This window comes from Pantoea sp. UBA7232 (assembly GCF_002473195.1).
GTDB classification, from domain to species: Bacteria; Pseudomonadota; Gammaproteobacteria; order Enterobacterales; family Enterobacteriaceae; genus Pantoea; species Pantoea eucrina.
In genome coordinates this window covers 101,715-124,879 of record NZ_DKTK01000009.1, presented here as the reverse complement: position 1 = coordinate 124,879, position 23,165 = coordinate 101,715, and the positions used below count along the sequence as shown (strand labels likewise).

Sequence of the window (23,165 nt, the reverse complement as noted above, 5' to 3'; positions counted from 1 at the left end):
AATAACCAGGAGATGCTGCTGGAAGTCACGGGGATCCGCAAAGCGTTTGGTCCGGTTGTGGCGCTGAAAAACGCCGAATTTGCGCTGCGCCCCGGCTCCATTCACGCGCTGTGCGGCGGCAACGGTGCCGGAAAGTCGACCTTTCTCAGCATCTTAATGGGGTTTATCCAGCCCGACGCCGGAGAGATATTTATTCGCGGCAGGCGCTGCAGCTTTGCCCATCCGCGGGACGCGCTGGCCGCCGGTATCGCGATTGTTCAGCAGGAGCTGAGCGCAATTCCGGACCTGACGGTGGCTGAAAATATCTGGCTGGGACGCGAACCGCGCCGCTTTGGTTTTGTTGACTTTGCCACGCTCAATCAGCGTACCCGCGCGCTGCTGGCAGAGCTCGATTTTGACATCTCTGCTACTGAAAAGATGCGTAACCTCAGCGTTGCCGGGCAGCAGCTGGTGGAGATCGCCAAAGCGCTCTCGCACGCGAATGCTGACATCATCATCATGGATGAGCCAACCTCAGCGATTGGCGAGGAGGATGCGCAAAAAATCTTTCAGACCCTGACCCGGCTGGCGCAAAAGGGCAAAGGCATTATTTATGTCTCCCATCGCCTCTCCGAGATTTTCCAGATTGCCGACAGCTATACCATCTTTCGCGATGGCGCCTGGGTGCAGGAGGGCATGCTGGCCGATATCACGCGCGAGCAGCTGATTGAGCAGATTATTGGCGGAGAATATGAGAGTGAATTTGCCAAGTTTAATCAGCCGGGTAATGAGGTGATGATGGAGGTAAAAAACCTGCGCTGGCGCAATAAAATCAACGATATCAGCCTGCACCTGAAGCGGGGCGAAATCCTCGGCATTTACGGGCTGGTTGGCTCCGGGCGCAGCGAGTTTCTCGATTTACTGTTTGGGATTGAACACGCAGACAGCGGAACCATTCGCCTCGGCGAGGTGGTGCTGGGCCGCCACTCACCGAAAGAGTCGATCCGGCACGGCATCGCTTATGTCACAGAAGATCGCAAAGCAACCGGGCTGGTGCTCTGCCGTTCGATTCGCGAAAACATCAACATCGCCTCATTTGGCGCTATCTCCCGCGCCGGTTTTATCAGTGAGAAGCAGGAGCAGCAGCGCAGCCTGGAGATGATCAAACGCTTTAACGTCAGAACGCCGGATGCCGAACAGCTGGTGGGCAACCTCAGCGGCGGTAATCAGCAGAAAGTCGTGCTGGGACGCTGGGCGTTACTGGACCCGGAAGTACTGCTGCTGGATGAGCCTACCCGCGGTATTGATGTCGGCGCGAAAAAAGAGATTTACCGCTTTATGTCCGAGTTTGCTTTGAAAAACAAGGGGATCGTGATGGTCTCCTCAGAGCTGTCAGAGATCATCGGCATGAGCGATCGCATTCTGGTGTTCCGCGACGGGCAGCTGGCGGGAGAATTAAGTGCGGCTCAGGCAACGCAGAGTGAACTGATGAAGCTGGCGGTTTAACAGAGAGATCACGTTATGAACACCACACATTCCATGCCTTCCGGCATCTCATTTTTTACGCGCAACAAAAGACGTATGCACAAATACGGCATCATCATCGCGTTCTTTGTGCTTTGCCTGATTGTGGCTGCCGTCGGCGAGCTGCAGGTCGCTAATGGCGCCTGGAGCAGTAACTATTTTCTCAGTAATGAAAATATGCTGATTGTGCTGCGCCAGGTCTCTATCAACGGCATTTTAGCGATCGGCATGACCTTTGTGATTATCACTGCCGGCGTCGATCTGTCGGTAGGATCGGTGCTGGCGCTGAGCGGCATTGTTGCTGCACGTTTCGCCACGAACAACAGCGGTATGGCAATTGGGGATACGGCACATGCGGTGATGGTCCCGATGATTATCGCGCTGGGAATTGGCATTGTCTGCGGCCTGATCAACGGTACCGTGCTGGCGCGTTACCGGCTGCAGCCGTTTATCGTCACCATGGGCATGCTCTCCGCTGCGCGCGGACTCACGATGCTGACCACCGGCGGCAACCCGGTTTCGCAGCTTAACAGCGATTTTCGCTGGCTCGGCAACGGCTACATAGCCGGCATACCCGTACCGGTCATTATCTTTGTCGTACTGTTTGGTCTCGCGTGGCTGCTGCTCAATAAAACTTTGCTCGGGCGCTACGTCTATGCCGTTGGCGGCAACCCGAAAAGTGCCCGCACGTCAGGGATCAGCGTCGTCGGAATAAAAGTCATGGTCTACACCCTGTGCGCCGCGCTGGCCGGAATCGCCGGGCTGATCCTCACCGCACGCACCGGATCGGCACAGACCAACGCGGGCGCAGGCTATGAACTTGATGCGATTGCTGCGGTAGTGATTGGCGGCACCAGTATGGCTGGCGGTGTCGGTACGCTTGTCGGCACCTTTTTTGGCGTGCTGATCATCGGCGTAATGAATAACGGCCTGGATTTACTGGGGGTGCAGTCTTACTACCAGCAGATCATCAAAGGCGCTCTGATTGTAGTGGCTGTACTGCTCGACCCGTCGCGTAAACAACAGCGCGATTAACCTCTGAATAGATAAACCCTGCCAGGAGAGAACAATGAAAATAAGATCTATCGCTCTGTTAACCTCAGCCCTGACGCTGGGCGCGATTAGCATAGCGCAGGCTGCCCCCGTAAAAATCGCTGTGCTGATGTATGGCAATAAGGCGGAGTTCGTTCAGCTGATGGAGCGCTACGGTAAAGCGCATCCGGCAGTAAAAAGTGGCGAAGCCGTGCTCACCTTTTATGATGGTCGTTATGACGCGTCGGTGCAGAATGACCAGGCGGCGACCGCTATCCAGACGCGTGCCGACGCGATTATCGTGAACCCGATGGATTATGAAGCCAACATCGATATTGTGACCAATGCTAAAGAGGCTAAAATTCCGGTGGTGGTCACCAACGCCCGCCTGAATACGGAAGAGATGACGTCCGAAGTGGTCTCTAATGATGAGCTGGGCGGCTATCTGGAAGCCAAAGCGGTACTGGATAAGCTGCAGTGCAAAACCAAAAAGGTCAATGTCGTCATTATTGAAGGGCCGAAGGGCGGCAGCGGTGAGATCCAGCGCGGCAAAGGCAATGATAAAGCGATAGCGGAGTGTGGTCCGGGCCAGGTTACCGTACTGGAGAGAAAAACGGCCAACTGGTCACGCGCTGAAGCACAGCCGCTGATGGAGAACTGGCTGCAGAAGCATCGCGGCAAAATCAACGGGGTGATTGGGCAAAACGATGAGATGGCGCTGGGAGCCATTGAAGCGATTAAGGGCGCCGGGCTGAACGTGAACGACTTCGCCATTGCGGGTGTGGATGGGGTGTCTGATGCGATTCATGCCGTTCAGGCGGGTGAAATGGTCTCTATTCTGCAGGATGCGAAAGGCCAGATGCAGGGCGCTATTGATGTCGCGCTGCGTGCGGTAAAAGGCGCAGGTTATCAGCCGCAGTCTGACATCTGGCAGCAGTATGCCAAAGATCTCGCCTGGGATGGCGGCACGAAAAAACACTATTACATTCCGTGGACCACGGTTACTGCGGATAATGCGCAGCAGCTGCTGGACGCGCGTAAGTAATCAACGCGACGGCGGGCAGGCTGTCTGCCAGCAGACAGCCTGCCAAAGCCGTTTACTCGTTGCCCCACTCATTCAGAAAGTTCGCCACATCATCAATGCGCGCGTCAGCAATTCCCGCCTCGCGCGCCATCTCATGCTGCGCTTCTTCACTGATCTCCTGATGGTTATTCAGGCGGGTGATCAGCAGCTGGAAGTAGTGCGCCAGCGGGTCGCGCTCGGCTTCGCTCACCGGTTTTTCACACTCTTCAGCGTAGGCGTCAGCGATATCGTAATACTTCAGATCAATCTCATGTTTCATAGTGCGCTCCGGAAACGGGAAGGGGTCAGATGCCAGCGGCATCATTTAACGTAAATCATACCACTCCTGCCAGCTTTTTCCCGCCTGCCGGAAAAGGCAAAGACATCGCGCTATTATTGTCATCATGAACCTGGTACCGGGCCGGTATTATCAGCATGCCGGCAACATAATAAACAGGACAGGGTTAAGTGGCATAACATCGTATTCTAAAGTTTTAATAGCGATGTTATCGTGGTGTTGCGCTGATGTACTTTATATACGTGGATACTGTTTTATGGCGAAATTAATGACCTCCCTGACGCTCTGTTCAGGGCGAATGACGCACGGGGAACGACGCGTCGCCCAGCGGCTTGAATCGCATCTCGGCGATGATTGTCTTATCTGGTATGACATTCCGGTCGGGCGCCAGTACAGGCATCCCGATTTTGTTATTATCGATCCTGCCAACGGGCTTATTTTCCTTGAGGTCAAAGACTGGAAGCTAAGTACATTTCAGCATGCGGACCCGCAGACGGTAACGCTGAGACATGCTCAGGGCGAAACGCAGGCGCAAAATCCGCTGCTGCAGGTCAGGGAGTATGCCTGTGCGACCGTTGACCTGTTATCTCAGGATCCGAAACTGCAGCAAAAAACAGGCCTGTATAAAGGAAAGCTGAATATCGCCTGGGCTTATGGTGTGGTGTTTACTAATATTACCCGTCAGCAGCTGACATCACTCTCAGCCGATGGCGTGGTTGAATCTATATTTCCACAGGCGCTGACGATTTGTCAGGATGAAATGACCGAGTCTGTCTCTGTTTCTGCGTTTCGCGCTAAAGTTTCCGGACTCTTTACCACCCGTTTCAGGCCTGCAATAACGCCGGCTGTGCGGGATATTCTGCGCCGGCATCTTTTTCCGGAGATCGCCATTACGGTAAAAAATAAGCGCAGTAATATTTACCGGGTAATGGATCTGCAGCAGGAGGTGCTGGCACGCAATCTCGGCGAAGGGCATCGTGTTATTCATGGCGTAGCCGGTTCCGGTAAAACGCTGATTTTACTCTACCGCTGTTTATACCTTTCCGAGACCACCACACGCCCTGTGCTGGTGCTCTGTTTTAATATCATTCTGGCTAACTATATCCGTGAATGCATCGCGGCCAGAGGACTATCGCATAAAGTACACGTCTATCATTTTCATGACTGGTGCGCGACGGCAGCCCGGACCTTTAAGCTGAAGATGAGCGGGGAAGGGCGCTATTATGATAACTGCTTTGCGGCGCTGGAAAATGCGGTTGATAGCGGCACTGTCGGGGATGCGGGGTATGATGCGGTGCTGGTGGATGAAGGACATGACTTCGACCGGCGCTGGCTTTCACTGATAGCCCGGCTGTTTGATAACACCCGCCGCTCGCTGCTGCTGATGTACGACGACGCCCAGTCTCTGTACCGGCGCGAGAAAGCGCTGAACTTTTCGCTGGCGAGCGTGGGTATTCAGGCTCAGGGGCGCACCTCTATTCTTCGGGTGAATTATCGCAATCCGCGGCGCATTCTCAATTTTGCCTACGCTTTTTCACGCGACTACTTTGACCGGCACCATAATCAGGAGCTTCCGCTGGTGCTGCCGGAAGCCTGCGGCGAAGAGAACAGCGACATTCCCGATATCGAACAGTGTCACTCTGCGGTCGATGAAGCCCGGCGCGTTGTGGCCTGGCTGCGAGAGAAATATGCGGCTGCGGGCCGCTGGGGCGACATGGCGGTGCTTTGTCCTACGCATTTTTCAGCAGACAAACTCATCGACCTGCTGCAGCAGCATGCGATCCCCGCCGCCGTCAGCTTCACCACGGAAGATAAAAAACGCTATTCGCATCGGGAGGATGTGGTTCATCTGCTGACCTTTCAGAGCAGCAAAGGGCTTGAATTCCCTTACGTTGCCGTGATCAATGCATCATTTGTTCATAAAGGGGCTGAAGATGAGTCTGAAGCTATCCCGGCGCTGTATGTGGCGTTTACGCGCGCAACCCAGGCGTTACTGGTCACCTGCTACAAAGAAAATAGCATCAGTCAGCAGCTGTCGAAATTTGCCGGTATGGATCTGCAGGATGAGGGAGAGATGTCTGTGGCGTCCCCTGCAAACGTCTAACATGGCATTCAAGTTGTTGCGCCATATAGCTTTTACTGTAGTGGGTTAAAATTTTACCCAGCAATTTACCCATTGCAGCCGGAAATCAGCTTGTTTTTGAATTCTAGGTGGTCACGATATTTCCAGCGGGAACGTCCGCTTATTTTGATGGGCTGGCATAGGGTGCCGTCTTTGATGCGGTCGTAGATGTAGGTCTTGCCGAAACCAGTATCGGCCATGATGAACTTCAGGTCAACGAGCGTATCCTCGCGAATTTCCATGGTTGCCTCCGGGCGATGGTTTACCTGTGACATGACGCTGTCACTTCACAGGTAGCTGAAGATAATTTTGATTACGATGATTGCTGCGATGGTGATGATTAGGTGGAGTGGGGTGATCATGCGGTGTCTGCCGGCCGACTATGCCGTCCTCCGGTTCTTCTCTGCCCAGATAACCTTTTCATGGTCTTCTCTGCACTCGCAGCTGCAGTAACTGCATCCATCGCGGGAAGGTTCCCCGCAATCGCCATTACGGCAGATTGGCGACCGCGGCTCCGGGCGAGGCCGGTTAGCCAGGGCGATTTCTGTATTGAGTATCTCAAGGTCTGACGCATCGTCTGCAATGTCGCACATAGTGATTCTCCAGATAACAGGCAATAAAAAACCCCGCCGGGGCGAGGTTGCTTAGATATTCTTGCTTCACTTAAAAATTTGCTCGGCTTTCTCTTTCCATCTATCGAAGGCTGTCTCTTTATCAACATCGGAGATATGAATTTCATGCTCTAAATCAAACACCCGCCACTTGCCACCAGGATACTCCTGAACACGAACTACGTAGTGTTTACCATTAACAGTTATGGCGCGGTCAATTTGCATGAATCTACTCACTTACCCTCCTCCTTTTGATAAACCGGGTCTGTACCGCGCGGGAACTGCAGGGCGGCGTTCCTGTAATGCTGCAGGCGCTCGCGGAAATACTCCCGCTGGCTCTCCGGCTGCTGCAACTCTACTTCCATGGCGATAACCGGCATGTTCATGCGCTCTTTGTAGGCGACGCCTGATGCGGCCAGATCGACATTAACCTTATCGCGCTCTTCTTTACTGCGTGCTGCGAGATTGTGTGACATAGCGATACCTCCTGACTGGAGTATACGCCTATTCGGGCGGGTCTCTATTGGTCAGAATTTACTGGATGGTCGATTATCGCCGCTAGCGAAAAACCATGCCCGCAGAAGGTCATCACACAGGTCGCAGTTAAGACAGAAGCTATGTGATACACCGCCACACACAACCTCTACAGCCTCAAGATTATCTTCAAGTGAATAGAGACGTTGAGAAATTGCACTCACTTCATCAAGCCGGAAATAATGGTCTTTACCTTTGCTATCGCATACCATGGCAATTGACGCTTTCCCGCCATCAAAAAGAACCTGTTGCTTCATATTTATCTCCTTACCTCACCACACACAAGATGAGCCAAAGGCCGGCGCTCATGCAGTCGGGCCTTTACCTGCTCGCAGGCTTCAATGGTTGGGTAGATTCGCTCCGACACCGGAGCGGGAAGGGCAGAAACTATTACGATGACGAAGCCGATAAGCATGGTGCCTCCGGCCAGCTTGTCAGTACGGATAGAGTTATGCGCTCTGTTAGAGCCTGCATCAGCGTCCGCTCCACCTCGTGCAGTTTCTCACGCTTACCCGGCTTCATTTTTAGGTATCGCAACACCTGCGCCTGCAGTTCCGGAGAGATGGCCGGCATCTCATATTGCATAAGCCATCCCCGTCCAGAAGATTGTGCACGCTACCCACATAACAGCCCACATCTTGCCGCGAGTGCTCATGGCTTCACCCCCATGCATACTTTCAGCGCATCGTAAAAGCAGCCCTTAATGTTGTTGAATTGCCCGCCTGTCAGTGCCCCGTATTCACCCAGACGGTCGTGTAGCACCCACGCGGCATCATTAACCTGACTGGACCCGATATGTGGCACCAGATCCGACAGGCTGACGGCGGGCACGGGGCGGGTGAATAGCGGTATCCATTGATGATCGGCTTTGTAGTAATCGTTCGGCGTAAACATATCGGCATATGTAGCTTTCCGCATACTCTCCAGCTCTTCTGCATCTGTGTACGCCACTGGCTCCTGCTTATTCAGCTCTGCCAGCTTCGCCTCTAAATCATTGCATTCACGTGCCAGGCCAGCACGGTCCTCACGCAGCTTTGAGTTAATGCGCTTTTCTTCTTCCAGCGCCGCCTCTGCTGCTTCGGCCCGCTGCGCCAGCGATGCATAGTCCGAATACATAACCAGATGCCCATCTTGCTTAGGCCTTACGTATACAGCGCCGCAGTGACAACTAACGTCATATCGATCGATCAGCTCATTCAGCTCTTTCATTTGCCACCTGCCAGTGATTCATATTGGGAAGGGGTGGTGTCGGTTTCGGCGCGGAGTTGGGAGGCGATTTGAGCCCCTTCATAAACGGCTCCGGCAGCCACGCCAATTTCTTTGGCGTCAAACACTCCTTCATCAATTAGCTGTTGTAGCCTACTCGTCAGAATCTCAATGCCCTCCGCCCGCACCGCGTTCAACAGGGCATCAGTGGCTGGGGTTTGCGCTTTTTCTTCAGTCAATTTTCCGAAATGGTAGTCAAGCATTCCTGTTGGTGAGCCGCAACCACCAATAACATGGCTTTCCATGCTTTCCCCGCACATGCAGTAGCTATTATCTGCTTTGCTAACAATGTCGATAATACGGCTTATTTGAATCAATAATGCCGCATTCTCCGCCACCACCGCATCCAGCTTTTGCTGCAGTTCTAAGGCGTGCTTTGCCAGTTCAGTGGCAACCTCTTCATGATCTTTGCCAATATGCGAGGGTGGTAACCCCTGCGCCATGTGTTCGATATCGCTATGTTCCATCTCTTTCCCCTTATGCAATGCCAGCCGGGTACAGGCCAGCACTGTCAGTTATGCTTCTCATTATTCAAAAGCTCAGCAATTCGCTGAGCCTTGAGTGGGTTTTTAATCAGTGTGCCGTCAGGGTGCTTCCAGCCTTTCCGCATGTGGCTGTATGGGAGCGTTATGCGGCCGACAGTAATGGGATCGTCTGGTGCTTTCATGGTTGCCTACCTGATAATCAGTGATGGCTTCCCGAGCTTTAAATGCGCCCCGGGGATGGGAATTCCAGCCTCTATCTGCTGGCGAATTTCCAGCTTGTTCGGCTTGATGGTTGTCTCGTAATCGACAAACTGAGGGGGTATAGAACCCGCGTCGGTAATCTCGACTGATTTGGCTGGCTCTCTCACCGTCACCTGATGTATGCCTGCCTGAAGCGTTTTCTTGCCGGTGGTTTCCAGTGAAGTAGCCACATACTCCTTTATGCGCATGACGCGATTCTCAGCAGCCCGGGCGCGTTCTAACAGGCGGTTGCTTTCTTCACGTAAAGCCTCAGCGTATGCCTGCTCGTTTTTGCAGATAGCCAGACACTGCTCAACCTTGCTTTCCAGCTCCCACTGGATGCCGTCCAGAGTATCGGCAATCATGTCCGGCTCCATACCGGACTCACTAAGCGCTGCAAACTCATTCGCTATTTTGTAAAGGGCGGTCATTGCGGCACCTCATCAAATTTGGCTTTGCACTCTGCGTAAATGGCCTGGACGTTTTGCTGCAGCTTCATGCCTCGCGTCAGCTTGAATGCTTCGGCAAAGTGCTGCTTCAGGTCATCCATGCTTTCAGATGCCTCCATGCTGTCGCACAGGGCGCTGACCTTCTGATGCAGTTCTTCTTTCTGCTTATGCTCTGCAGCGATCACCTCGCTTTCAGGTGTGTAAGGCATGACAGGCTCTGTGAATACGCCCTCTGTTTCATTGAGCATTTCAGTTGCGTTATCGAGCCGCTCAGCCCGGGGCCAGTACTTACTGGCACGCTTCACAATCGTTTTGCGAGCCATTTCAGACCAGAAATTAACCCACGGGCCTTTTGGTGAAGTGCCAGCCTTACTGACCTTCCTGATGTCCTCAATTTCTGCCAGGCTCATTTCTTCAGTGAGATAGTCGCCGTCTGCAGTCTTGACTGTGCAGTAACCGCCAATAACCGCGCCTCGTTCATCAGGCGTTACGAAAGGGCTGTATTTGTGAATGGGGGCTTTATCCAGCCCGTTGCTTTCATACGTATCGTTGGCGTGAACCAGCTTGCACTGGCCCCACCTGATTACGCCTGAAGCCTGTGCGATATGGAGTAGGCCCATATAACTGATATCAAGGCACACAAGGCCGTCACGCGGCACCAGATAGGCCAGCTTGCTCGCCGGGTTTAGGCTGATGCCAATGGCGGCTACGTTGACGATCGCGTTCTGTGCGCTGATGGGATTGCCGATAGCCGTTTTTGCCAGAAAGTCATTCTTCTGAAAGTGCTGGATGGCAAACTGGCATTCCTTTGCCCACGTCACTGACGGGTCCGTCAGTGCTCCCACGAACAGCGGTTCCTGCTGCTTTACGAATTCGACCAGGTCAAAGCTCATCACGCCACCTTGTTGATAATCACGTTTACGCCGCGCTCACGGGTGCCGGTATCTATCATCAGCTCCCGCAGCACCTCATCCAGCTTTATGTGCCAGTCGTCGTCATGGTCGAGCATGGCAACAGCCTGACCGTCATAGTGCTGATTCAGAAAGGCGAGGGCGGCCATCATCAGCGGGTTAACGTGGTTCCGGCGCTGCCAGTCGTCCACGTAATCAGCCACGGCACGCTGCTCGCTATCAGGCAGTGCGTCTGCAATGCTCTGAACCTCTTCTCTGTCGCGTGCTTTCAGTGTGAATCGGCTCATTTTATGCCTCCATTGAAAAACTCACCGTTCAGTGGTTTTGAAACCTTTTTGAATGCCTCATGCGCGATTTCAGGCGACTCATGCACTCCTAAGTAGTAATAAGTACCATTCACCATTGCTTGTGCTTGGTACCTGCCATTTGGGAGTTGAGTTACACCCTTATATCCACTACTGTTTTTTATCGTCAGGTTTCTATTTGCGGCGTTTTGTTGATGGCTGGCTGGACGTAGATTTTCAATGCGGTTATCGCTCTTGCAGCAGTTTATATGGTCAAGCAAATCAGGCAGATATCCATTGAAATAGAGCCATATCAAACGATGTTCTTGGTATTTTTTGTTGCCAATTGATACTTGGATGTAGCCCTGATGTTTTATATACCCGACTTGCTTACCCTTCCTTCTGCCTATTAAATGGAAAAGGTGTCCGCATGCGGGGTCATAAAAATATCGTCTTTTTACATCTGCTTGAGTTAATTCGCTCATTTAAAGTGCCCTCCGTAGTAACCGCATTGCCATAGCCCACTTCGCTTTGTCGCTGTAGAGATGGGCCTCTCTGGAAAGCTCCTGTGCTTTCGTGAAGTAGCGTGATTTCATGGACATATTCCCTTCATAAGCCTGAAAGTGTGACCTCTATGGGCGGGGCTCTCTCCTCGAAGGCATCTTGTTACGCAGGTCTGAGTGAATCCTTTCGATTCCATATCTGATCTACCCTCCAGCACCTGCTCTAACCCTGTGGCAATTTCAGTGGCAATAATGAATCCTCCAAACTTGCCGTGTTCGCTTCCAAACTTAGGGCTGGGCCGAGACTTATTAAGTCCAATCCTGAAGGCGTGCTTTTGGTTATGCGAAGCGCTACACCATTCGAGATTTTCAGGGCGATTGTCAGTTTTAATACCATTGATGTGATTTACCTGTGGGCCACTGCCAGCCACGAATGCCAGAGCAACAAGGCGATGAACCTGAAATGTTTTTGGCTTGCATTCGCGACACAGGCTAACAGTCGGATATCCGCACTTGTTTATTTGCAGAGCCAACAACTTTCCCTTGAGCCTGCGCCCTGAACTAATAACCCTGTCAACTGTTCGCACTGAGCCAAAATTGGAAACTTCAGCTATGCCTTCATATCCTTTAACCGGTAGCCAAGTCTCAATCACAGTGCACCCCCTTGATTCAGGGTGTGGACAGTAGAGCGCCAGATTTTCTTAACACTGGTACGGATGAAACCGATAATGCGGTCGAGTTGTGACTCGTTTAATTGAGCAGCGCCCATGCTGACGCCGCCCGCGATGGAAAAGCTCATCATGGGTATTGCTCCTAAAATATGGTTGTTTACTGGTGTTAAAAAGAAAGGCGCCATTGCGGCGCCTAAGGGTGAAACGTTCTGGTTATTCGTAACCTTTCAAGCGGTGATGCAGAATGCATCGTCATGCCGTCACACGTAACGGCATTGCGGTGTCACTCAGCAGGCGGAGCAGGCAGGGGCATCCAGTGAGATATCTTCACGTCTTTATATCCGAAGCCTGGCAAAATCCAGTCGCCCTTGACCGTAAACTGCAAATCTATCTCCGTGCCATTGGTTACCAAAACATCCTGATAATCATCTGGCATCCGCTCACTGCACTTAATCCACTCCATCCTTCTCTCTCCTGTAGTGGTTACTGGCCCCGATGGGCGATGCGGACTAACTTTTCTATCAACTCCTGCACACTCAGTCCGCGGTCTTCGCAGCTTTCGGCCAAGTATTCAATTCCGGTATCGTCGATAAACTGCACGAGCACTTCGGCTTCTTCTGGCTTAATTTTTAAATCTTCACTCATCTCAACCTCCTGCTATAAACCCCAGCACCATCAGCACGATAAACACTAACCAACCGCAGTAGTAATCAACGTCTCTTATCATGGTGCCTCCAGATGTTTTCAAAATTCACGAACAAACTCACCGTGATAGAGCCTTGCTGCTTCAGCGTATTTTTGGTGAGCTTCTTCCGGTGTTTTATAGGTACCCAGGTGCATCCTCTTACCATTGACCCTAATGCTGGCTTGCCATTTTCCTGTAGACCGATGAGCACACACTCCAGGGAAGCCTGAACTGTTATCCTTTCTAATCTTTCGATTACACATATTTTGCTGATGCGTTGAGGCTCTAAGGTTTTTAATTCTATTGTCCGATGGGTCACCATTTATGTGGTCGATGAATTGGGGGGGCCTCAACTCCATAATGAATCATCCATGCCAGTCGGTGTCCCTTGAAGCTCCTCCCACCAACCTTGACAACTAAGTACCCAAGCTTGTCCGCACATCCTGCGATCTGGCCCGCTTTCTTTCCTCCCCTTATGTCTTTTTTCCATGTTAATAGCCCTGAAGAAGGGTCATAATTTAGAACTGCAATTACTTCATGGATTACGGACATAATCCCCCCAATAAAAAAGGCTGCGGGTTAGGCAGCCTTGATAAATGGTGCAAACGCCACTGTCGCCTGCTTTGGTCTGAAATCTCTGATGTCTTTCAGAACCTCTCTAAACTCTCCAATCTTCATGCCGCGCCGCTTTGCTTCGGCCTTCACTAAGGCATTGTCCAGCTGTAGGTAAAGCTGCTGCGCCCGTGATTTGGCATCGTTGAAAGCAGTCTTCCGGACGAAGAGTTCATCCTCTTTCCTGCGCTTCTCGGCTGCCAGGTGCTCATCCAGTTCCTTATGGAAATTGCCACGCTTATCCAGCGGGATATTTAACGTACCGTGGTCCAGCGCCATAAGTTACCTCGCCGTTACGATGTCTTTAGATTTGCGATAGCCCGCACTGAAGATGGCTACCTGTGGTAAGCACATAGCTGTGCTCTCATGCTTCTCACGCAGACTGGGCGCTGATGTGGCGCGGGCTACGTTTAAGCTGCACCCGGCGCTCGCTACGGCAATCTTTCTCGCTAAGCGGGTATCGGCTTGCTGCTGTTCCTGCTGAGCGGCACGGCGTGCTCTGCGGCGATTTCTGGCGTTATCGGAAGCCAGAATTGTGATGACTACTGTCATGGTGTACCTCCGGTAATTGGCTTAGGTGGTGAATTGAATTCCGACATCACACTGGCAGCAGCGGTGCTTTCGCGAACCTGCTCGTTACGTCCTTGGCTAGACAATTCACCCCAAAGCCAACTTCTCTTTGGTTCCCCGCATCTCTGCGGAGAAAAACCCCATCAATGTTAAAGAGCGTCGGCATCCTGCCGTTTGTTGCTGTGCTTCGTGCTGATGGGATAAACAATACTCTAGGTATTAATATCAGGCAATACCCCAAGTATTAAAAATAATACGAAAAGTATTATATTGATGATTGGGAAGGGAATTTATTTTTTGCAGGTAATAAAAAAGCCGCTCGATGGCGGCTCATTTGAGGGGGTTATCACACAAATCTTATCTTTGCTTCTACTACGACTCCGATGATGCGGCAGTTGCCGTTGATTGGCACCATCGGCCATGCTGGGTTGAGCCCTTTAAGGTATTTCTGCCCGCCGTCTATTATGAGTTTCTTAAACGTGGCTTCGTTTGCATCAGTCAACTTTGCGACAACAAGAGATCCATTCTTTGGCTCTCTGCCGGTGTCTACCAAGACATGATGACCTTCCGGAATGCTAGGTCCAGCGGGCGCAGTCATGGAATCTCCTTCCACGCGCAACCAGAATCCGCTGCCCTGAATTGGGACATCAGACTCATACCATTCATTTATCTCACTGATCGAATAGGGTTCCATCGCTTCATCCCAAAGTCCGGCGCTAACCCAACTTAACATAGGATACCTTCCTTTTGGCTCATATGGTCCATCATAAGTCACGTTTTTATCGAGCCGGGGTGCTGAAGCGCTGTCTACTTCTTTGGCTAACGTGGGACTAAAGTCTGATACTGGTGCTTTCAAAAGACGAGAAAATGTTAAGGCAGCGCTGAGGTTTAGCGCGTTTCTCCCGTTAAGGTAATGGCCTACCGCGCCCTGTGTGATGTCCAGAGCGTCCGCAATATCTTGCTGAGTAATCCTCAGCTCTTTCTTTTTAGACTCGTACAGGGCCTTCAGGCGCTTTGCGTCTTCCAGCTGATCCGGCGTCAACAGCTTCGTGTTTTTCATTCCCTGATTCTAATACCTCAGTTATTAAAAAATGAAATACCGCAGGTATTGATTAAATTAATACTCGTAGTATTATTGTTGTATCGGTAATCACTCGGAGGAAACCGATGAAAAAGGTAACTCTCGCTGATTACGTCACGGAGAACGGACAGGCAAAAGCCGCCGACATTCTCGGGGTTCACCAGACGGCAATCAGTAAAGCAGTAAGGGTTGGCCGGAAAATCTTCATCACCACGCTGCCAGATGGCCGTGTAGTAGCAGAAGAACACCGCCCATTCCCAAGCAGTAAAACTGCCGCAGCATAAGCGGCATCGCTCTTTAAAAATCTTACTCCGCTCCCGCCGCAATGCTGGAGCAAAACACACGGTGAGTTGCCGATCGCAACGTCACGCAATTTTTTAATGACAGGAAATATACGCAATGCAGCACGCAAGAAATAGCAAGTTAATCAATGAAGTGGAAACAGAACTCCGATCCCGCCTGACCCATAAAGGGCAACGCGTTCTGGCTAATGAAGCCGGATGGCATGAATCGAAGGTAAGCCGCTTAAACCTGCGCGACATGGCGACAGTGTTTGTGCTGCTGGAAAAGGTCTGGGAAACGAGCCTGATTGCAGAGGTGGCCAGACAAGCGGTAGCTGCTGCGATGGGAAAAGAAAAGACCGAGATGAGCGGGAACTCATTCTCGGCCTGATATCGAAATGTAAGCAATTTCAACGGAGTAATTATACATGAAAAAGCAGTCTTATCGCCACACTGGTGTGCATAAAAACCTTCTCCGGCTCGACTTTCTCACCAAGTGCAATCCGGCAATCGCGCCGAAGCTGAGGGAGATTCTGGAAACGCATAAGTCGAGGGAGAAGGGCAATGAGTAATCTCGCAGAAGTTCATGATCTACAGCCTCATATTGAGGCAAGAGAGCGTCGCGTGGCAGAAATTGAAGATGGGTTTACGCGCATCGCCAATGAGCTACTGGAGGCTGTCATGCTTGCAGGACTAACCCAGCACCAGCTTCTGGTATTCATGGCCGTCATGCGCAAAACATACGGCTTCAACAAGAAGGTTGACTGGATCAGCAATGAGCAGCTGTCAAAGCTGACAGGGATGTTGCCGCATAAATGCTCAGCAGCAAAAAGCGCTCTCGTTAAGCGCAAAATTCTCAGTCAGAACGGTCGTCTTACAGGCATCAACAAGGCGATTGGAGACTGGGAAAAAGCAGGTAACCCGAATCAGGTAAATTTACCCGAATCAGGTAAGGAATGTTTACCCGAATCAGGTAATCGCTCTTACCCGAATCAGGTAACCACAAAAGACAATATTACAAAAGACAAGAAAGACATTAAAAACACTTTGTCCGAACAGGTTCAGACGAAGTGTGAAAAGTCCTCTCAGCCTGCAAATAAAAATCAGGAAACAGACCAAGCCTTCGAGTCAATTTTCTGGTGTGCAGGAATGCGCAAGGGCGGCAAGAAAAGCGCTGCATCAGCTTTCCGGACTCAGTTCAAAGAGTGGCGGTCAGTGACAAAGGGAACCGCAGAGCAATTTGCAGTCATGCTGGCAGAAGACATCGCAGCCCGCATAGGCGGTGGTCAGTTCGGTTTTGATCGCCTGCTTCCGGCTACGTACCTGAACGGTCAGCGCTGGCTGGATGATAAGCCTTCCGCCCCACAGCCATCTTCTGGCGGACACCGATCGCCCGTAACGGCATCCAAATCCGGCTACGTGTTTATCGACAGGTGACTGCATGAAACCACGAATTAAAACGCTGCTGATTGCCGGATATAACCACGGTCTGTTGAGCGATGGTTTTGTGCGGTACTGGTTTGAAACACTGCATCTGAGGGAATCATGACACCATCTGAACTGAGCGACATGCTCTGGAACCATGTTGACAGGGTAGCGAAATACCTGTTGCCGAACGGCAAAAAAGAATCGCACGAGTGGGTAGCCGGATCCCTGCATGGTGAGTCAGGTAAGTCTCTGAAAATAAACCTCGCAGGTAAAAAAGTCTGGTCAGATTTTGCAGAGGGGATCGGGGGTGATTTGCTGGATTTATGGGTCGGCGTGAAGGACTGCAGCCTGCATCAGGCAATGACCGAAGCGAAAGAGTTTCTCGGAATCAAAGATAACGACCATCACTTTGCATCGAAGCAGCAGAAAAAATTTTCCCGCCCCGACCGGAAAAAAGTCAGTAAGTACCTCACCAAAACTGAAAAGCACATAGAGTACCTCGCTACCCGAGGCATCACCGCTGAGACAGCAAAGACATTCGAGGTTGCTGCTGCAAAGGTCTGGAACGGAGAGCGAGAGCTTGACGCGCTGGCGTTCCCTTACAAGCGTGATGGTGAGCTGCTGCAGGTGAAACGCATCAGCACTGAACGTCCGGGCGGAAAAAAGGCGATTATGGCTGAGGGAGACTGTGAGCCGTGCTTGTTCGGCTGGCAGGCAATGCCAAAAAACATCCGGATTGTTGTGCTGTGCGAAGGTGAGATTGACTGCATGACCTATCACCAGTACGGACTGCCGGCGCTGTCCGTCCCGTTTGGTGGTGGCAAAGGTGCCAAGCAGCAGTGGATAGAGTTTGAGTATCACAACCTTGACCGCTTCGACGAAATCTGGATTTCCATGGACTCAGACGAAGTAGGCCAGGCTGCCGCAAAAGAAATCGCATCCCGGCTGGGGGAGCACCGCTGCCGGCTGGTTAACCTACCTCACAAGGATATCAACGAGTGCCTGCAGGCAGGCATGACCAGCGACCAGGTGATTGATGTACTTGAGCGTGCTGCTTACTTCGATCCGGAGGAGCTTTACAGTGCCCGCGAGTTTTATCAGGACACCATCAACGCCTTCTACGGCAAAGAGCAATGTATGTTTCGCAGCCCGTGGGAAATGCTGAACCACAACTTTGCTTTCAGAGACGCAGAGCTGACCATAGTGAATGGGGTGAACGGGCACGGTAAAACCGAAGTGGTTGGTCACATGGTTCTTGAGGCTATGAGGCAGGGAGTCCGGGCGTGTGTGGCATCTCTGGAGCTTAAACCCGGCGGCTTACTGAAGCGGCTCACCCGGCAGGCAACCTGCCTGAAGCTGCCGCCAGCACTGGAAATAGAAGCAGCTTTCAATTTCTACGACGACCGGCTCTGGCTTTTCGGTCTGACGGGTACGGCGAAAGCAGACAGGCTTCTGGAGATATTTGAGTATGCAAATCGCCGGTACGGTATCCAGCTGTTCATCATCGACAGTTTGATGAAATGCGGCATTGGCGAGGACGATTACAACAGCCAGAAAGCATTTGTTGACGCAATCTGCGACTTCAAAAACCGCACCAACAGCCACGTCATCATGGTTACTCACAGCCGCAAGGCAGAAAGCGAAGAGAAGCCTACCGGAAAGATGGACGTCAAGGGTACCAGTGCCATCACCGACCTGACCGATAACCTGTTCATCATCTGGCGCAATAAGGTCAGGGAGAGGGCCCTGCAGAAGCAGCACGCAGGAGAGCATCTCAGTGACAAAGAGCAGGCCGCGCTGTCATCGCCAGCGTCTGTGCTAATGCTTGAGAAGCAGCGAAACGGAGAGGGCTGGGAAGGTGGGATCCCGCTTTACCTGCACGAACAGTCGCACCAGTTTCTGATGATGGAAGGTGCGACACCTTACAACTACATCGCCAATATGCCGTCAGACGAATACGACCAGGCATGGGCAAGTGAAAACGTTACGGAGTATGCATGAACAAAAAGCAACTGGATATCCTTGAGCGTGCGTGGGGAGCAGAGATAGACCATGCACTGAGAGAGACGCCTTACCCAATAATCCAGACCAGCTCGAAGGTGGCACAGAAACTGGCTGATGATGGCTATCTGGAATATGTCGAATTCACTGACAGAGGCATCACTTTCAAGGGTTATGTCATTACGCACTTCGGCATCATGGCTTACTGCGAAAGCCTGCCACCAGAAGCAAAAGGAGCCACCAATGAACAAGCTAACCGCTGACAGATGCCGTGACCGCATCGCGTCACTTAAACGCAATCGGCGTGTATTTGGACTGGCTATGGATTCAGAGCTATACATGCAAGCCCTTGAGATTGCGCTGCCAGTACTGGAGCAGAAGGAGAATGGCACTGATGGTCGTGTCGATAACGCTGGGGTGAAAGATGAGTGATTTCTTCAATGAGCACGTTATGCGATATCACTGGGAGAATCTCAAGCGTCGTCACGCTGAATGGATGTATCTCGGCAAGGAGGGGGGATGAATCATGAGCGACATTACCGCTGTGATCGCTGCGGAATGAAGAAGCCACCTGAGAGATACCGAGAAGGGCAGTCATGGTGGAACAAGTGGTGCATTCGCTGCGAAGCATCTCCTGTAGGGCAGTTCCCGATTCCGGAAACAGATGAACACCGGAGGAAACCATGAACAACGTAATCCCCCTCAGGCCAAAGCATCTTATCCCCGAGCATGAACTCCGCGAACTGGTAAACGACCTCGCAGATATTTCCCGTAAATATCATGACTTCGGCTGCCTGCGAGAGGTTATCAGCAAGCGCGTTAATGACGCTTTAAAGCGAGATAAACCCAATGGAGACACAACGCTACCTGTTGCGTGACAACAGCATCAGACAGAACTGCATCACCGCCATCCAGCAACTCCCCACCGATAGCAACAAGCCAGTCGAAATAGTCATTCAGGAACGCAAGCGCAGCGCGGATCAGAACCGCCGTATGTGGCCGCTTTTGCACGACCTGTCCCGGCAGGTTGAATGGTACGGGCAGAAGTACAGCCCAGACGACTGGAAAGACCTTATCACCGCACTCGTTGCGAAATCCAAAAACGAACAGCAACGCACCGCACCCGGTATCGGCGGCGGCGTCGTCATGTTCGGATCCCGGACAAGCAAAATGCGGGTGAGCGAAATGGTCGAGGTCATCGAGGCGATTTACTGGTTTGGCACAGAGCAGAACGTGAAATTCAGCGACGAAGCCCGGCGTGAAATCGAATGGGCCCAAATGTACGGGAGTCAATCATGAAACATGGCAGACACTTTTCTCACTCACAGGAATTCTGTAACCGCATTGCACACCTCCGCAGTCAGGGACTGGCATGGTCCATCATCAGTGCACGAACCGGGTTGCCTACCGGAACGTGCCAAAACCTTGCGAAGAGGGCGCGATGAAAACTACCTGGTTCACTCACCCGGAGCCCATGGACTCCATCACAGCTGACAGCCTGCTGTCCCTATATGCCGCACGGCAGGTCACAGCAAAAAAGACGCTGGCATTCGACCCAAAATTCTGGACGGTATCAGCGCTGCTACCAGAAAGCAGATACGAACCTAAACCCAGCCGGCAATACGAACAACCAATCTGGAGCAGATGATGAATTACAGCGAAATGACAGATTTTGAAATTAACTGCGCAGTGGCACGGGCTATGGGCATGTCACATGCATTTTTCTTTTCAAAGTCGGAAGGTGATTTCTGCGAGGGCATTGAGCCTAGCGATAGAGGACCAATCTGGCAGTCCGAGAAACACATGGTAAATGGCTATCGGGTATCTAATGGCAACTGCTTTAATCCCTGCAACTCATGGGCTGATGCCGGGCCGATTATTGAGAAAGAAAGAATCACAATTGCATTTGACGGGAGTGAGTGGGTTGCTGACTCAGATGCGTACTTTGTTGATGGCGCTGAGTGGCAAATTAGCGGGGAGACAAATCGAAACCCTCTTCGCGCAGCCATGATTGCATTCCTGATGATGCAGGAGGCCAGCAATGTGTAACAACTGCGGCGAACCACTCAAACCTGATGAGGTTTACTGCTGCGCCAGCTGCCTCGATGAGTTCTTCATAGAGTGCGATCCTAACGGAGCAATGGAGGATAGCGATGGCTAAAGGCACCAAGCCCAAGCCGCCGAAACCGAAGAAGTGCAAATGTTGTCCTGAGAAGTTTATCCCCCGCAATAGCCTCCAGACAGTCTGCTCTCCCAGATGTGCAATCCAACTCGCAACCCTGCTAGCCGAGCGCAAGCAAAAGCGTCAGGAGAAAGAGCAGCGTGCAGCCTGGAATAAGCGCAAAGCAGATGTGAAGCCGTTAAGCCACTGGATGAACATGACCCAGCGGGCATTCAATGACTACATCAGGGCGCGGGACGGGGATATCTGCATCAGCTGCGGCAGCACAACGGCGGTCAGCTACCACGCCGGACACTACAGGACAACAGCGGCGGCATCACAGTTACGCTTCAACGAGGACAACGTACATAGCCAGTGTGCATCCTGTAATACACACCACTCCGGCAACATCGGACCATACCGCATCAACCTCATCACCAAAATTGGCCTTCAGCGCGTCGAGGCGCTCGAATCTAGCAATCAACCACACCGATACACCAGAGAGGAACTGGAGCGCATCAGAGCGTGTTACAGGGCTTTGCTGCGTGCATTGGTTAAAGAGAGAGAAGCAGCATGAAGCCACTCGATCACTACCGATTATCGATGTATCTGCATACCAGAAACCTGCTGCAGCAGCGCCTTGATGAAGTGAACGCCAAGATTGAGCGCGTCCAGTATCAACCTCCGCGCCGACTGCCATTGAGCCAGCGCATCCTGAATTGGTGGTTAGCATGACTGAATACCTCAAACGGAAATGGCTACACCTGCGTATGTACCGCACACGCAATACCTTCCCGGTCGATTATCGGATCATCAAGCACACAGCCAAAATCATGGGGGTTAAGCATGCCAGTAGCAGCGTTATCGCCAGTCAATAAAACAGCGGCGCTGGTCGTATCTAAAGGCGTTCACTATGAAATGAACTGCAAAATACAGACGCCAGAGTTTATCGGACCGCCGAAGATGATACCCCGGCACCTTTTGCCCAAGTCACCCAGCTTTATCGACCTCACTGGCAGGCAAAAAGGACGACTGAAGGTTATAGGCCTCATGGCAGAAGGAAAGGGCAAATGGGTGGTCCGCTGCGTATGTGGTACATACACCGTCAGGAGCTCCAAAGCCATCAAGAGCATCGAAACGAACCCTAATGCCATGTTTGATGCCTGCAGGGAGTGCATGCACTTTGCACAAATGAAGCGGCATGAAGTGTATCGCCGTACAGGGAAAGATCTGGATATCTCGGAGGTTTGGTAATGAGCTTAGAAGCCACAGTAAAATTTCATTTTCCGAAAGGGCAGAACTTCAGCGGAACAGCGCCGCAGACGTCGCCTGACACGCTCACAGGCACTGATTATATCGCTGCTATGGGAATGACGCAGAGTCGTGCTCCGCTTGGCTACAGCGCTTTCATGGGAAAGGTGGGAGTAAGTGAGAACGACGCCGCACGCGCCGTATCCCTGTTAACTGAATATGCACTTCAAACCTGCGACAGGGTTCCAGCCTTTCGCAAACTTGGCGCTGATATTAAACCAGCCGTTATGCAAACACTCGCAACTTATGCCTATATGGATTACTGCCGCAGCGCCGCCAGTGTGAAGCCCTGCGATTGCTGTGGAGCTAAAGGGTTTATTGAGGCTGATGTGTTTACCACGAAGTCACGATTTGGCACGCAAAGGCCGATGGCGGTGGCTGACATCAAACGCCTTGATGAAGCTCTACCGGATAACGTCAGCTATCAGGTACGTGAGACGGAGCGTGTACTGTGTAAGCATTGTTGCGGCAGGGGTGTGGTTTCGACTGCGTGCCGTGACTGCAGCGGTCGCGGGCGGGCAGTGATGAAAGCAGAGACGGAAAAGCAGGGCGTGCCGGTGATGGGTGACTGCAAGCGCTGCTGCGGGCGCGGGTATGAGCGCATTCCGGCAGCGGAGGCTTATCGTGCTATCTCCGCAGTTACGGAGAGCGTGAGTCTGGCAACGTGGGATCGTAGCGGCAAGCCATTCTACGACCAGCTGATCGGGAAGCTTGAAACCGAGGAGTCATGGGCGAACGCTGCGCTGAATAAGGTAACTGCGTAGAAACAAGTTAAATAGCTCATTATTTTATCGTGAGCTATTTACTTTTCAGGAATCTGGGGATATGATTTCCAACAGTTGAAGTTGCGCGCTGTTGTTAGGTGCGCTGAAAAACACAAGTTCCATCACTCTGTGATAATTAGAAAGCCCTCCGGACTCACCATCCGCGAGGGCTTTTTGCATTTCTGCACCCAATTAAAAAGCCCAGCCGCAGAGCTGGGTTTTCTCGTTTTCGCCTCTGCCAATCAAAGCGACCTCATGGATTTCCCCTATGTGGCAGCAGGCGACTTTTCACAGCAAAC

General features: G+C 51.9%; 38 protein-coding genes. 18 read left to right on the top strand and 20 right to left on the bottom strand.

Annotated features, from left to right (window positions below):
* Positions 1-12 precede the first annotated feature (12 nt).
* The 3 genes from B4056_RS10490 to B4056_RS10480 are packed head-to-tail and all read left to right on the top strand — an operon-like array spanning position 13 to position 3,580.
* Entirely contained in the window at positions 13-1,485 is a 1,473-nt protein-coding gene (locus B4056_RS10490) for a sugar ABC transporter ATP-binding protein (RefSeq protein ID WP_071668099.1), read from the top strand.
* Between the two features lie 33 nt (positions 1,486-1,518).
* Entirely contained in the window at positions 1,519-2,538 is a 1,020-nt protein-coding gene (locus tag B4056_RS10485; protein ID WP_369826788.1) for an ABC transporter permease, read from the top strand.
* A 34-nt stretch (positions 2,539-2,572) separates the two neighbouring features.
* Positions 2,573-3,580: a substrate-binding domain-containing protein gene (locus B4056_RS10480; RefSeq protein WP_039379361.1), complete on the top strand. Its 1,008-nt coding sequence runs from the start codon at positions 2,573-2,575 to the stop codon at positions 3,578-3,580.
* 52 nt (positions 3,581-3,632) lie between these two features.
* Here B4056_RS10480 and B4056_RS10475 read toward each other — a convergent pair whose 3' ends face one another.
* Entirely contained in the window at positions 3,633-3,878 is a 246-nt protein-coding gene (locus B4056_RS10475) for a DUF2543 family protein (RefSeq protein ID WP_039385596.1), read from the bottom strand.
* 274 nt (positions 3,879-4,152) lie between these two features.
* Here B4056_RS10475 and B4056_RS10470 point away from each other — a divergent pair, with 274 nt between their 5' ends.
* The gene (locus B4056_RS10470) at positions 4,153-6,000 is read left to right on the top strand and encodes a 3'-5' exonuclease (RefSeq protein WP_376780642.1); all 1,848 of its coding nucleotides are present in this window, start codon (positions 4,153-4,155) and stop codon (positions 5,998-6,000) included.
* A gap of 65 nt (positions 6,001-6,065) precedes the next feature.
* On the opposite strand, the gene B4056_RS10465 is transcribed toward B4056_RS10470, so the two are convergent.
* From B4056_RS10465 to B4056_RS10385, 19 genes are all read right to left on the bottom strand, one after another.
* Entirely contained in the window at positions 6,066-6,260 is a 195-nt protein-coding gene (locus tag B4056_RS10465; protein WP_039379359.1) for a helix-turn-helix transcriptional regulator, read from the bottom strand.
* Positions 6,261-6,677: 417 nt separating this feature from the next.
* Positions 6,678-6,854, bottom strand: a complete 177-nt coding sequence (locus tag B4056_RS10460) for a hypothetical protein (protein ID WP_288654701.1) — start codon at positions 6,852-6,854, stop codon at positions 6,678-6,680.
* 8 nt (positions 6,855-6,862) lie between these two features.
* Positions 6,863-7,105 carry a DNA polymerase III subunit theta gene (locus B4056_RS10455; protein ID WP_288654700.1) on the bottom strand — a complete coding sequence of 81 codons (243 nt, stop codon included), beginning with the start codon at positions 7,103-7,105 and terminating at the stop codon, positions 6,863-6,865.
* A 51-nt stretch (positions 7,106-7,156) separates the two neighbouring features.
* The gene (locus B4056_RS10450; RefSeq protein WP_288654698.1) at positions 7,157-7,420 is read right to left on the bottom strand and encodes a hypothetical protein; all 264 of its coding nucleotides are present in this window, start codon (positions 7,418-7,420) and stop codon (positions 7,157-7,159) included.
* Positions 7,421-7,814: 394 nt separating this feature from the next.
* The gene (locus tag B4056_RS10445) at positions 7,815-8,372 is read right to left on the bottom strand and encodes a hypothetical protein (RefSeq protein WP_288654696.1); all 558 of its coding nucleotides are present in this window, start codon (positions 8,370-8,372) and stop codon (positions 7,815-7,817) included.
* Entirely contained in the window at positions 8,369-8,896 is a 528-nt protein-coding gene (locus B4056_RS10440; RefSeq protein WP_288654694.1) for a hypothetical protein, read from the bottom strand. Before B4056_RS10440 ends, B4056_RS10445 begins: the two co-directional genes overlap by 4 nt.
* 44 nt (positions 8,897-8,940) lie before the next feature.
* On the bottom strand, positions 8,941-9,096 hold the full coding sequence (locus tag B4056_RS10435; RefSeq protein ID WP_288654692.1) for a DUF1317 family protein: 156 nt from the start codon (positions 9,094-9,096) through the stop codon (positions 8,941-8,943).
* Positions 9,097-9,102: 6 nt separating this feature from the next.
* Positions 9,103-9,585: a siphovirus Gp157 family protein gene (locus tag B4056_RS10430; RefSeq protein WP_288654690.1), complete on the bottom strand. Its 483-nt coding sequence runs from the start codon at positions 9,583-9,585 to the stop codon at positions 9,103-9,105.
* Positions 9,582-10,496 (bottom strand): recombinase RecT, encoded by a 915-nt coding sequence (locus B4056_RS10425; RefSeq protein WP_288654689.1) that lies wholly within the window; start codon positions 10,494-10,496, stop codon positions 9,582-9,584. Before B4056_RS10425 ends, B4056_RS10430 begins: the two co-directional genes overlap by 4 nt.
* Positions 10,496-10,801, bottom strand: coding sequence for a hypothetical protein (locus B4056_RS10420; RefSeq protein WP_288654687.1), 306 nt, complete (start codon positions 10,799-10,801; stop codon positions 10,496-10,498). Before B4056_RS10420 ends, B4056_RS10425 begins: the two co-directional genes overlap by 1 nt.
* The gene (locus B4056_RS10415) at positions 10,798-11,283 is read right to left on the bottom strand and encodes an HNH endonuclease (RefSeq protein WP_288654685.1); all 486 of its coding nucleotides are present in this window, start codon (positions 11,281-11,283) and stop codon (positions 10,798-10,800) included. The genes B4056_RS10420 and B4056_RS10415 overlap by 4 nt, the downstream gene beginning before the upstream one ends.
* 107 nt (positions 11,284-11,390) lie before the next feature.
* A complete protein-coding gene (locus B4056_RS17035; protein ID WP_376780643.1) occupies positions 11,391-11,954 on the bottom strand; it encodes an NUMOD4 motif-containing HNH endonuclease in 564 nt (187 codons plus the stop codon).
* Positions 11,951-12,157 (bottom strand): protease FtsH-inhibitory lysogeny factor CIII, encoded by a 207-nt coding sequence (locus tag B4056_RS10410; RefSeq protein WP_288654683.1) that lies wholly within the window; start codon positions 12,155-12,157, stop codon positions 11,951-11,953. Before B4056_RS10410 ends, B4056_RS17035 begins: the two co-directional genes overlap by 4 nt.
* Positions 12,158-12,255: 98 nt before the next feature.
* On the bottom strand, positions 12,256-12,435 hold the full coding sequence (locus tag B4056_RS10405; protein ID WP_288654681.1) for a DUF551 domain-containing protein: 180 nt from the start codon (positions 12,433-12,435) through the stop codon (positions 12,256-12,258).
* 20 nt (positions 12,436-12,455) lie between these two features.
* Entirely contained in the window at positions 12,456-12,617 is a 162-nt protein-coding gene (locus tag B4056_RS10400; protein ID WP_158086440.1) for a hypothetical protein, read from the bottom strand.
* Between the two features lie 99 nt (positions 12,618-12,716).
* Positions 12,717-13,016, bottom strand: coding sequence for an HNH endonuclease (locus B4056_RS17030; protein ID WP_376780644.1), 300 nt, complete (start codon positions 13,014-13,016; stop codon positions 12,717-12,719).
* A 220-nt stretch (positions 13,017-13,236) separates the two neighbouring features.
* Positions 13,237-13,548 (bottom strand): hypothetical protein, encoded by a 312-nt coding sequence (locus B4056_RS10395; protein WP_288654678.1) that lies wholly within the window; start codon positions 13,546-13,548, stop codon positions 13,237-13,239.
* A 3-nt stretch (positions 13,549-13,551) separates the two neighbouring features.
* Positions 13,552-13,821, bottom strand: coding sequence for a hypothetical protein (locus tag B4056_RS10390; RefSeq protein WP_288654676.1), 270 nt, complete (start codon positions 13,819-13,821; stop codon positions 13,552-13,554).
* Between the two features lie 364 nt (positions 13,822-14,185).
* Positions 14,186-14,899, bottom strand: a complete 714-nt coding sequence (locus tag B4056_RS10385; RefSeq protein ID WP_288654674.1) for a LexA family protein — start codon at positions 14,897-14,899, stop codon at positions 14,186-14,188.
* 107 nt (positions 14,900-15,006) lie between these two features.
* Between B4056_RS10385 and B4056_RS10380 the strand changes: the two genes are divergently transcribed.
* The 14 genes from B4056_RS10380 (at position 15,007) to B4056_RS10315 (ending at position 22,866) form a co-directional block, all read left to right on the top strand.
* Positions 15,007-15,204 (top strand): Cro/CI family transcriptional regulator, encoded by a 198-nt coding sequence (locus B4056_RS10380; RefSeq protein WP_288654673.1) that lies wholly within the window; start codon positions 15,007-15,009, stop codon positions 15,202-15,204.
* A gap of 115 nt (positions 15,205-15,319) precedes the next feature.
* Positions 15,320-15,592, top strand: coding sequence for a CII family transcriptional regulator (locus B4056_RS10375; RefSeq protein ID WP_288654672.1), 273 nt, complete (start codon positions 15,320-15,322; stop codon positions 15,590-15,592).
* 173 nt (positions 15,593-15,765) lie between these two features.
* Positions 15,766-16,638 (top strand): replication protein, encoded by an 873-nt coding sequence (locus B4056_RS10370; RefSeq protein WP_288654670.1) that lies wholly within the window; start codon positions 15,766-15,768, stop codon positions 16,636-16,638.
* A 108-nt stretch (positions 16,639-16,746) separates the two neighbouring features.
* Positions 16,747-18,630: a toprim domain-containing protein gene (locus B4056_RS10365; RefSeq protein WP_224144760.1), complete on the top strand. Its 1,884-nt coding sequence runs from the start codon at positions 16,747-16,749 to the stop codon at positions 18,628-18,630.
* Complete coding sequence (locus tag B4056_RS10360) at positions 18,627-18,893, top strand: hypothetical protein (RefSeq protein WP_288654667.1); 267 nt, start codon at positions 18,627-18,629, stop codon at positions 18,891-18,893. Before B4056_RS10365 ends, B4056_RS10360 begins: the two co-directional genes overlap by 4 nt.
* A gap of 229 nt (positions 18,894-19,122) precedes the next feature.
* On the top strand, positions 19,123-19,317 hold the full coding sequence (gene ninD, locus B4056_RS10355; protein ID WP_349681705.1) for a protein NinD: 195 nt from the start codon (positions 19,123-19,125) through the stop codon (positions 19,315-19,317).
* Positions 19,314-19,508, top strand: a complete 195-nt coding sequence (locus B4056_RS10350; protein WP_288654664.1) for a hypothetical protein — start codon at positions 19,314-19,316, stop codon at positions 19,506-19,508. Before ninD ends, B4056_RS10350 begins: the two co-directional genes overlap by 4 nt.
* The gene (locus B4056_RS10345; RefSeq protein ID WP_094111415.1) at positions 19,480-19,929 is read left to right on the top strand and encodes a recombination protein NinB; all 450 of its coding nucleotides are present in this window, start codon (positions 19,480-19,482) and stop codon (positions 19,927-19,929) included. The genes B4056_RS10350 and B4056_RS10345 overlap by 29 nt, the downstream gene beginning before the upstream one ends.
* Positions 19,930-20,274: 345 nt before the next feature.
* Entirely contained in the window at positions 20,275-20,679 is a 405-nt protein-coding gene (locus B4056_RS10340; RefSeq protein WP_288654662.1) for a phage protein NinX family protein, read from the top strand.
* A gap of 104 nt (positions 20,680-20,783) precedes the next feature.
* Positions 20,784-21,368 (top strand): recombination protein NinG, encoded by a 585-nt coding sequence (locus tag B4056_RS10330; protein WP_288654658.1) that lies wholly within the window; start codon positions 20,784-20,786, stop codon positions 21,366-21,368.
* Positions 21,365-21,526, top strand: coding sequence for a hypothetical protein (locus B4056_RS10325; RefSeq protein WP_158530715.1), 162 nt, complete (start codon positions 21,365-21,367; stop codon positions 21,524-21,526). Before B4056_RS10330 ends, B4056_RS10325 begins: the two co-directional genes overlap by 4 nt.
* Positions 21,523-21,669, top strand: a complete 147-nt coding sequence (locus B4056_RS17005; RefSeq protein ID WP_349681704.1) for a YlcG family protein — start codon at positions 21,523-21,525, stop codon at positions 21,667-21,669. The genes B4056_RS10325 and B4056_RS17005 overlap by 4 nt, the downstream gene beginning before the upstream one ends.
* A complete protein-coding gene (locus B4056_RS10320) occupies positions 21,638-22,045 on the top strand; it encodes a hypothetical protein (protein WP_158530714.1) in 408 nt (135 codons plus the stop codon). The genes B4056_RS17005 and B4056_RS10320 overlap by 32 nt, the downstream gene beginning before the upstream one ends.
* A complete protein-coding gene (locus tag B4056_RS10315) occupies positions 22,045-22,866 on the top strand; it encodes an antitermination protein (RefSeq protein WP_113655426.1) in 822 nt (273 codons plus the stop codon). The genes B4056_RS10320 and B4056_RS10315 overlap by 1 nt, the downstream gene beginning before the upstream one ends.
* The last annotated feature ends 299 nt before the right edge of the window (positions 22,867-23,165 follow it).

Bases quoted from the DNA above. Each gene is read 5' to 3' on its own strand.
- B4056_RS10490 (WP_071668099.1), top strand. From the start codon at position 13: ATGCTGCTGGAAGTCACGGGGATCCGCAAAGCGTTTGGTCCGGTTGTG.
- B4056_RS10485 (WP_369826788.1), top strand. From the start codon at position 1,519: ATGCCTTCCGGCATCTCATTTTTTACGCGCAACAAAAGACGTATGCAC.
- B4056_RS10480 (WP_039379361.1), top strand. From the start codon at position 2,573: ATGAAAATAAGATCTATCGCTCTGTTAACCTCAGCCCTGACGCTGGGC.
- B4056_RS10475 (WP_039385596.1), bottom strand. From the start codon at position 3,878: ATGAAACATGAGATTGATCTGAAGTATTACGATATCGCTGACGCCTAC.
- B4056_RS10470 (WP_376780642.1), top strand. From the start codon at position 4,153: ATGGCGAAATTAATGACCTCCCTGACGCTCTGTTCAGGGCGAATGACG.
- B4056_RS10465 (WP_039379359.1), bottom strand. From the start codon at position 6,260: ATGGAAATTCGCGAGGATACGCTCGTTGACCTGAAGTTCATCATGGCC.
- B4056_RS10460 (WP_288654701.1), bottom strand. From the start codon at position 6,854: ATGCAAATTGACCGCGCCATAACTGTTAATGGTAAACACTACGTAGTT.
- B4056_RS10455 (WP_288654700.1), bottom strand. From the start codon at position 7,105: ATGTCACACAATCTCGCAGCACGCAGTAAAGAAGAGCGCGATAAGGTT.
- B4056_RS10450 (WP_288654698.1), bottom strand. From the start codon at position 7,420: ATGAAGCAACAGGTTCTTTTTGATGGCGGGAAAGCGTCAATTGCCATG.
- B4056_RS10445 (WP_288654696.1), bottom strand. From the start codon at position 8,372: ATGAAAGAGCTGAATGAGCTGATCGATCGATATGACGTTAGTTGTCAC.
- B4056_RS10440 (WP_288654694.1), bottom strand. From the start codon at position 8,896: ATGGAACATAGCGATATCGAACACATGGCGCAGGGGTTACCACCCTCG.
- B4056_RS10435 (WP_288654692.1), bottom strand. From the start codon at position 9,096: ATGAAAGCACCAGACGATCCCATTACTGTCGGCCGCATAACGCTCCCA.
- B4056_RS10430 (WP_288654690.1), bottom strand. From the start codon at position 9,585: ATGACCGCCCTTTACAAAATAGCGAATGAGTTTGCAGCGCTTAGTGAG.
- B4056_RS10425 (WP_288654689.1), bottom strand. From the start codon at position 10,496: ATGAGCTTTGACCTGGTCGAATTCGTAAAGCAGCAGGAACCGCTGTTC.
- B4056_RS10420 (WP_288654687.1), bottom strand. From the start codon at position 10,801: ATGAGCCGATTCACACTGAAAGCACGCGACAGAGAAGAGGTTCAGAGC.
- B4056_RS10415 (WP_288654685.1), bottom strand. From the start codon at position 11,283: ATGAGCGAATTAACTCAAGCAGATGTAAAAAGACGATATTTTTATGAC.
- B4056_RS10410 (WP_288654683.1), bottom strand. From the start codon at position 12,157: ATGGCGCCTTTCTTTTTAACACCAGTAAACAACCATATTTTAGGAGCA.
- B4056_RS10405 (WP_288654681.1), bottom strand. From the start codon at position 12,435: ATGGAGTGGATTAAGTGCAGTGAGCGGATGCCAGATGATTATCAGGAT.
- B4056_RS10400 (WP_158086440.1), bottom strand. From the start codon at position 12,617: ATGAGTGAAGATTTAAAAATTAAGCCAGAAGAAGCCGAAGTGCTCGTG.
- B4056_RS17030 (WP_376780644.1), bottom strand. From the start codon at position 13,016: ATGGAGTTGAGGCCCCCCCAATTCATCGACCACATAAATGGTGACCCA.
- B4056_RS10395 (WP_288654678.1), bottom strand. From the start codon at position 13,548: ATGGCGCTGGACCACGGTACGTTAAATATCCCGCTGGATAAGCGTGGC.
- B4056_RS10390 (WP_288654676.1), bottom strand. From the start codon at position 13,821: ATGACAGTAGTCATCACAATTCTGGCTTCCGATAACGCCAGAAATCGC.
- B4056_RS10385 (WP_288654674.1), bottom strand. From the start codon at position 14,899: ATGAAAAACACGAAGCTGTTGACGCCGGATCAGCTGGAAGACGCAAAG.
- B4056_RS10380 (WP_288654673.1), top strand. From the start codon at position 15,007: ATGAAAAAGGTAACTCTCGCTGATTACGTCACGGAGAACGGACAGGCA.
- B4056_RS10375 (WP_288654672.1), top strand. From the start codon at position 15,320: ATGCAGCACGCAAGAAATAGCAAGTTAATCAATGAAGTGGAAACAGAA.
- B4056_RS10370 (WP_288654670.1), top strand. From the start codon at position 15,766: ATGAGTAATCTCGCAGAAGTTCATGATCTACAGCCTCATATTGAGGCA.
- B4056_RS10365 (WP_224144760.1), top strand. From the start codon at position 16,747: ATGACACCATCTGAACTGAGCGACATGCTCTGGAACCATGTTGACAGG.
- B4056_RS10360 (WP_288654667.1), top strand. From the start codon at position 18,627: ATGAACAAAAAGCAACTGGATATCCTTGAGCGTGCGTGGGGAGCAGAG.
- ninD (WP_349681705.1), top strand. From the start codon at position 19,123: ATGGATGTATCTCGGCAAGGAGGGGGGATGAATCATGAGCGACATTAC.
- B4056_RS10350 (WP_288654664.1), top strand. From the start codon at position 19,314: ATGAACAACGTAATCCCCCTCAGGCCAAAGCATCTTATCCCCGAGCAT.
- B4056_RS10345 (WP_094111415.1), top strand. From the start codon at position 19,480: ATGGAGACACAACGCTACCTGTTGCGTGACAACAGCATCAGACAGAAC.
- B4056_RS10340 (WP_288654662.1), top strand. From the start codon at position 20,275: ATGATGAATTACAGCGAAATGACAGATTTTGAAATTAACTGCGCAGTG.
- B4056_RS10330 (WP_288654658.1), top strand. From the start codon at position 20,784: ATGGCTAAAGGCACCAAGCCCAAGCCGCCGAAACCGAAGAAGTGCAAA.
- B4056_RS10325 (WP_158530715.1), top strand. From the start codon at position 21,365: ATGAAGCCACTCGATCACTACCGATTATCGATGTATCTGCATACCAGA.
- B4056_RS17005 (WP_349681704.1), top strand. From the start codon at position 21,523: ATGACTGAATACCTCAAACGGAAATGGCTACACCTGCGTATGTACCGC.
- B4056_RS10320 (WP_158530714.1), top strand. From the start codon at position 21,638: ATGCCAGTAGCAGCGTTATCGCCAGTCAATAAAACAGCGGCGCTGGTC.
- B4056_RS10315 (WP_113655426.1), top strand. From the start codon at position 22,045: ATGAGCTTAGAAGCCACAGTAAAATTTCATTTTCCGAAAGGGCAGAAC.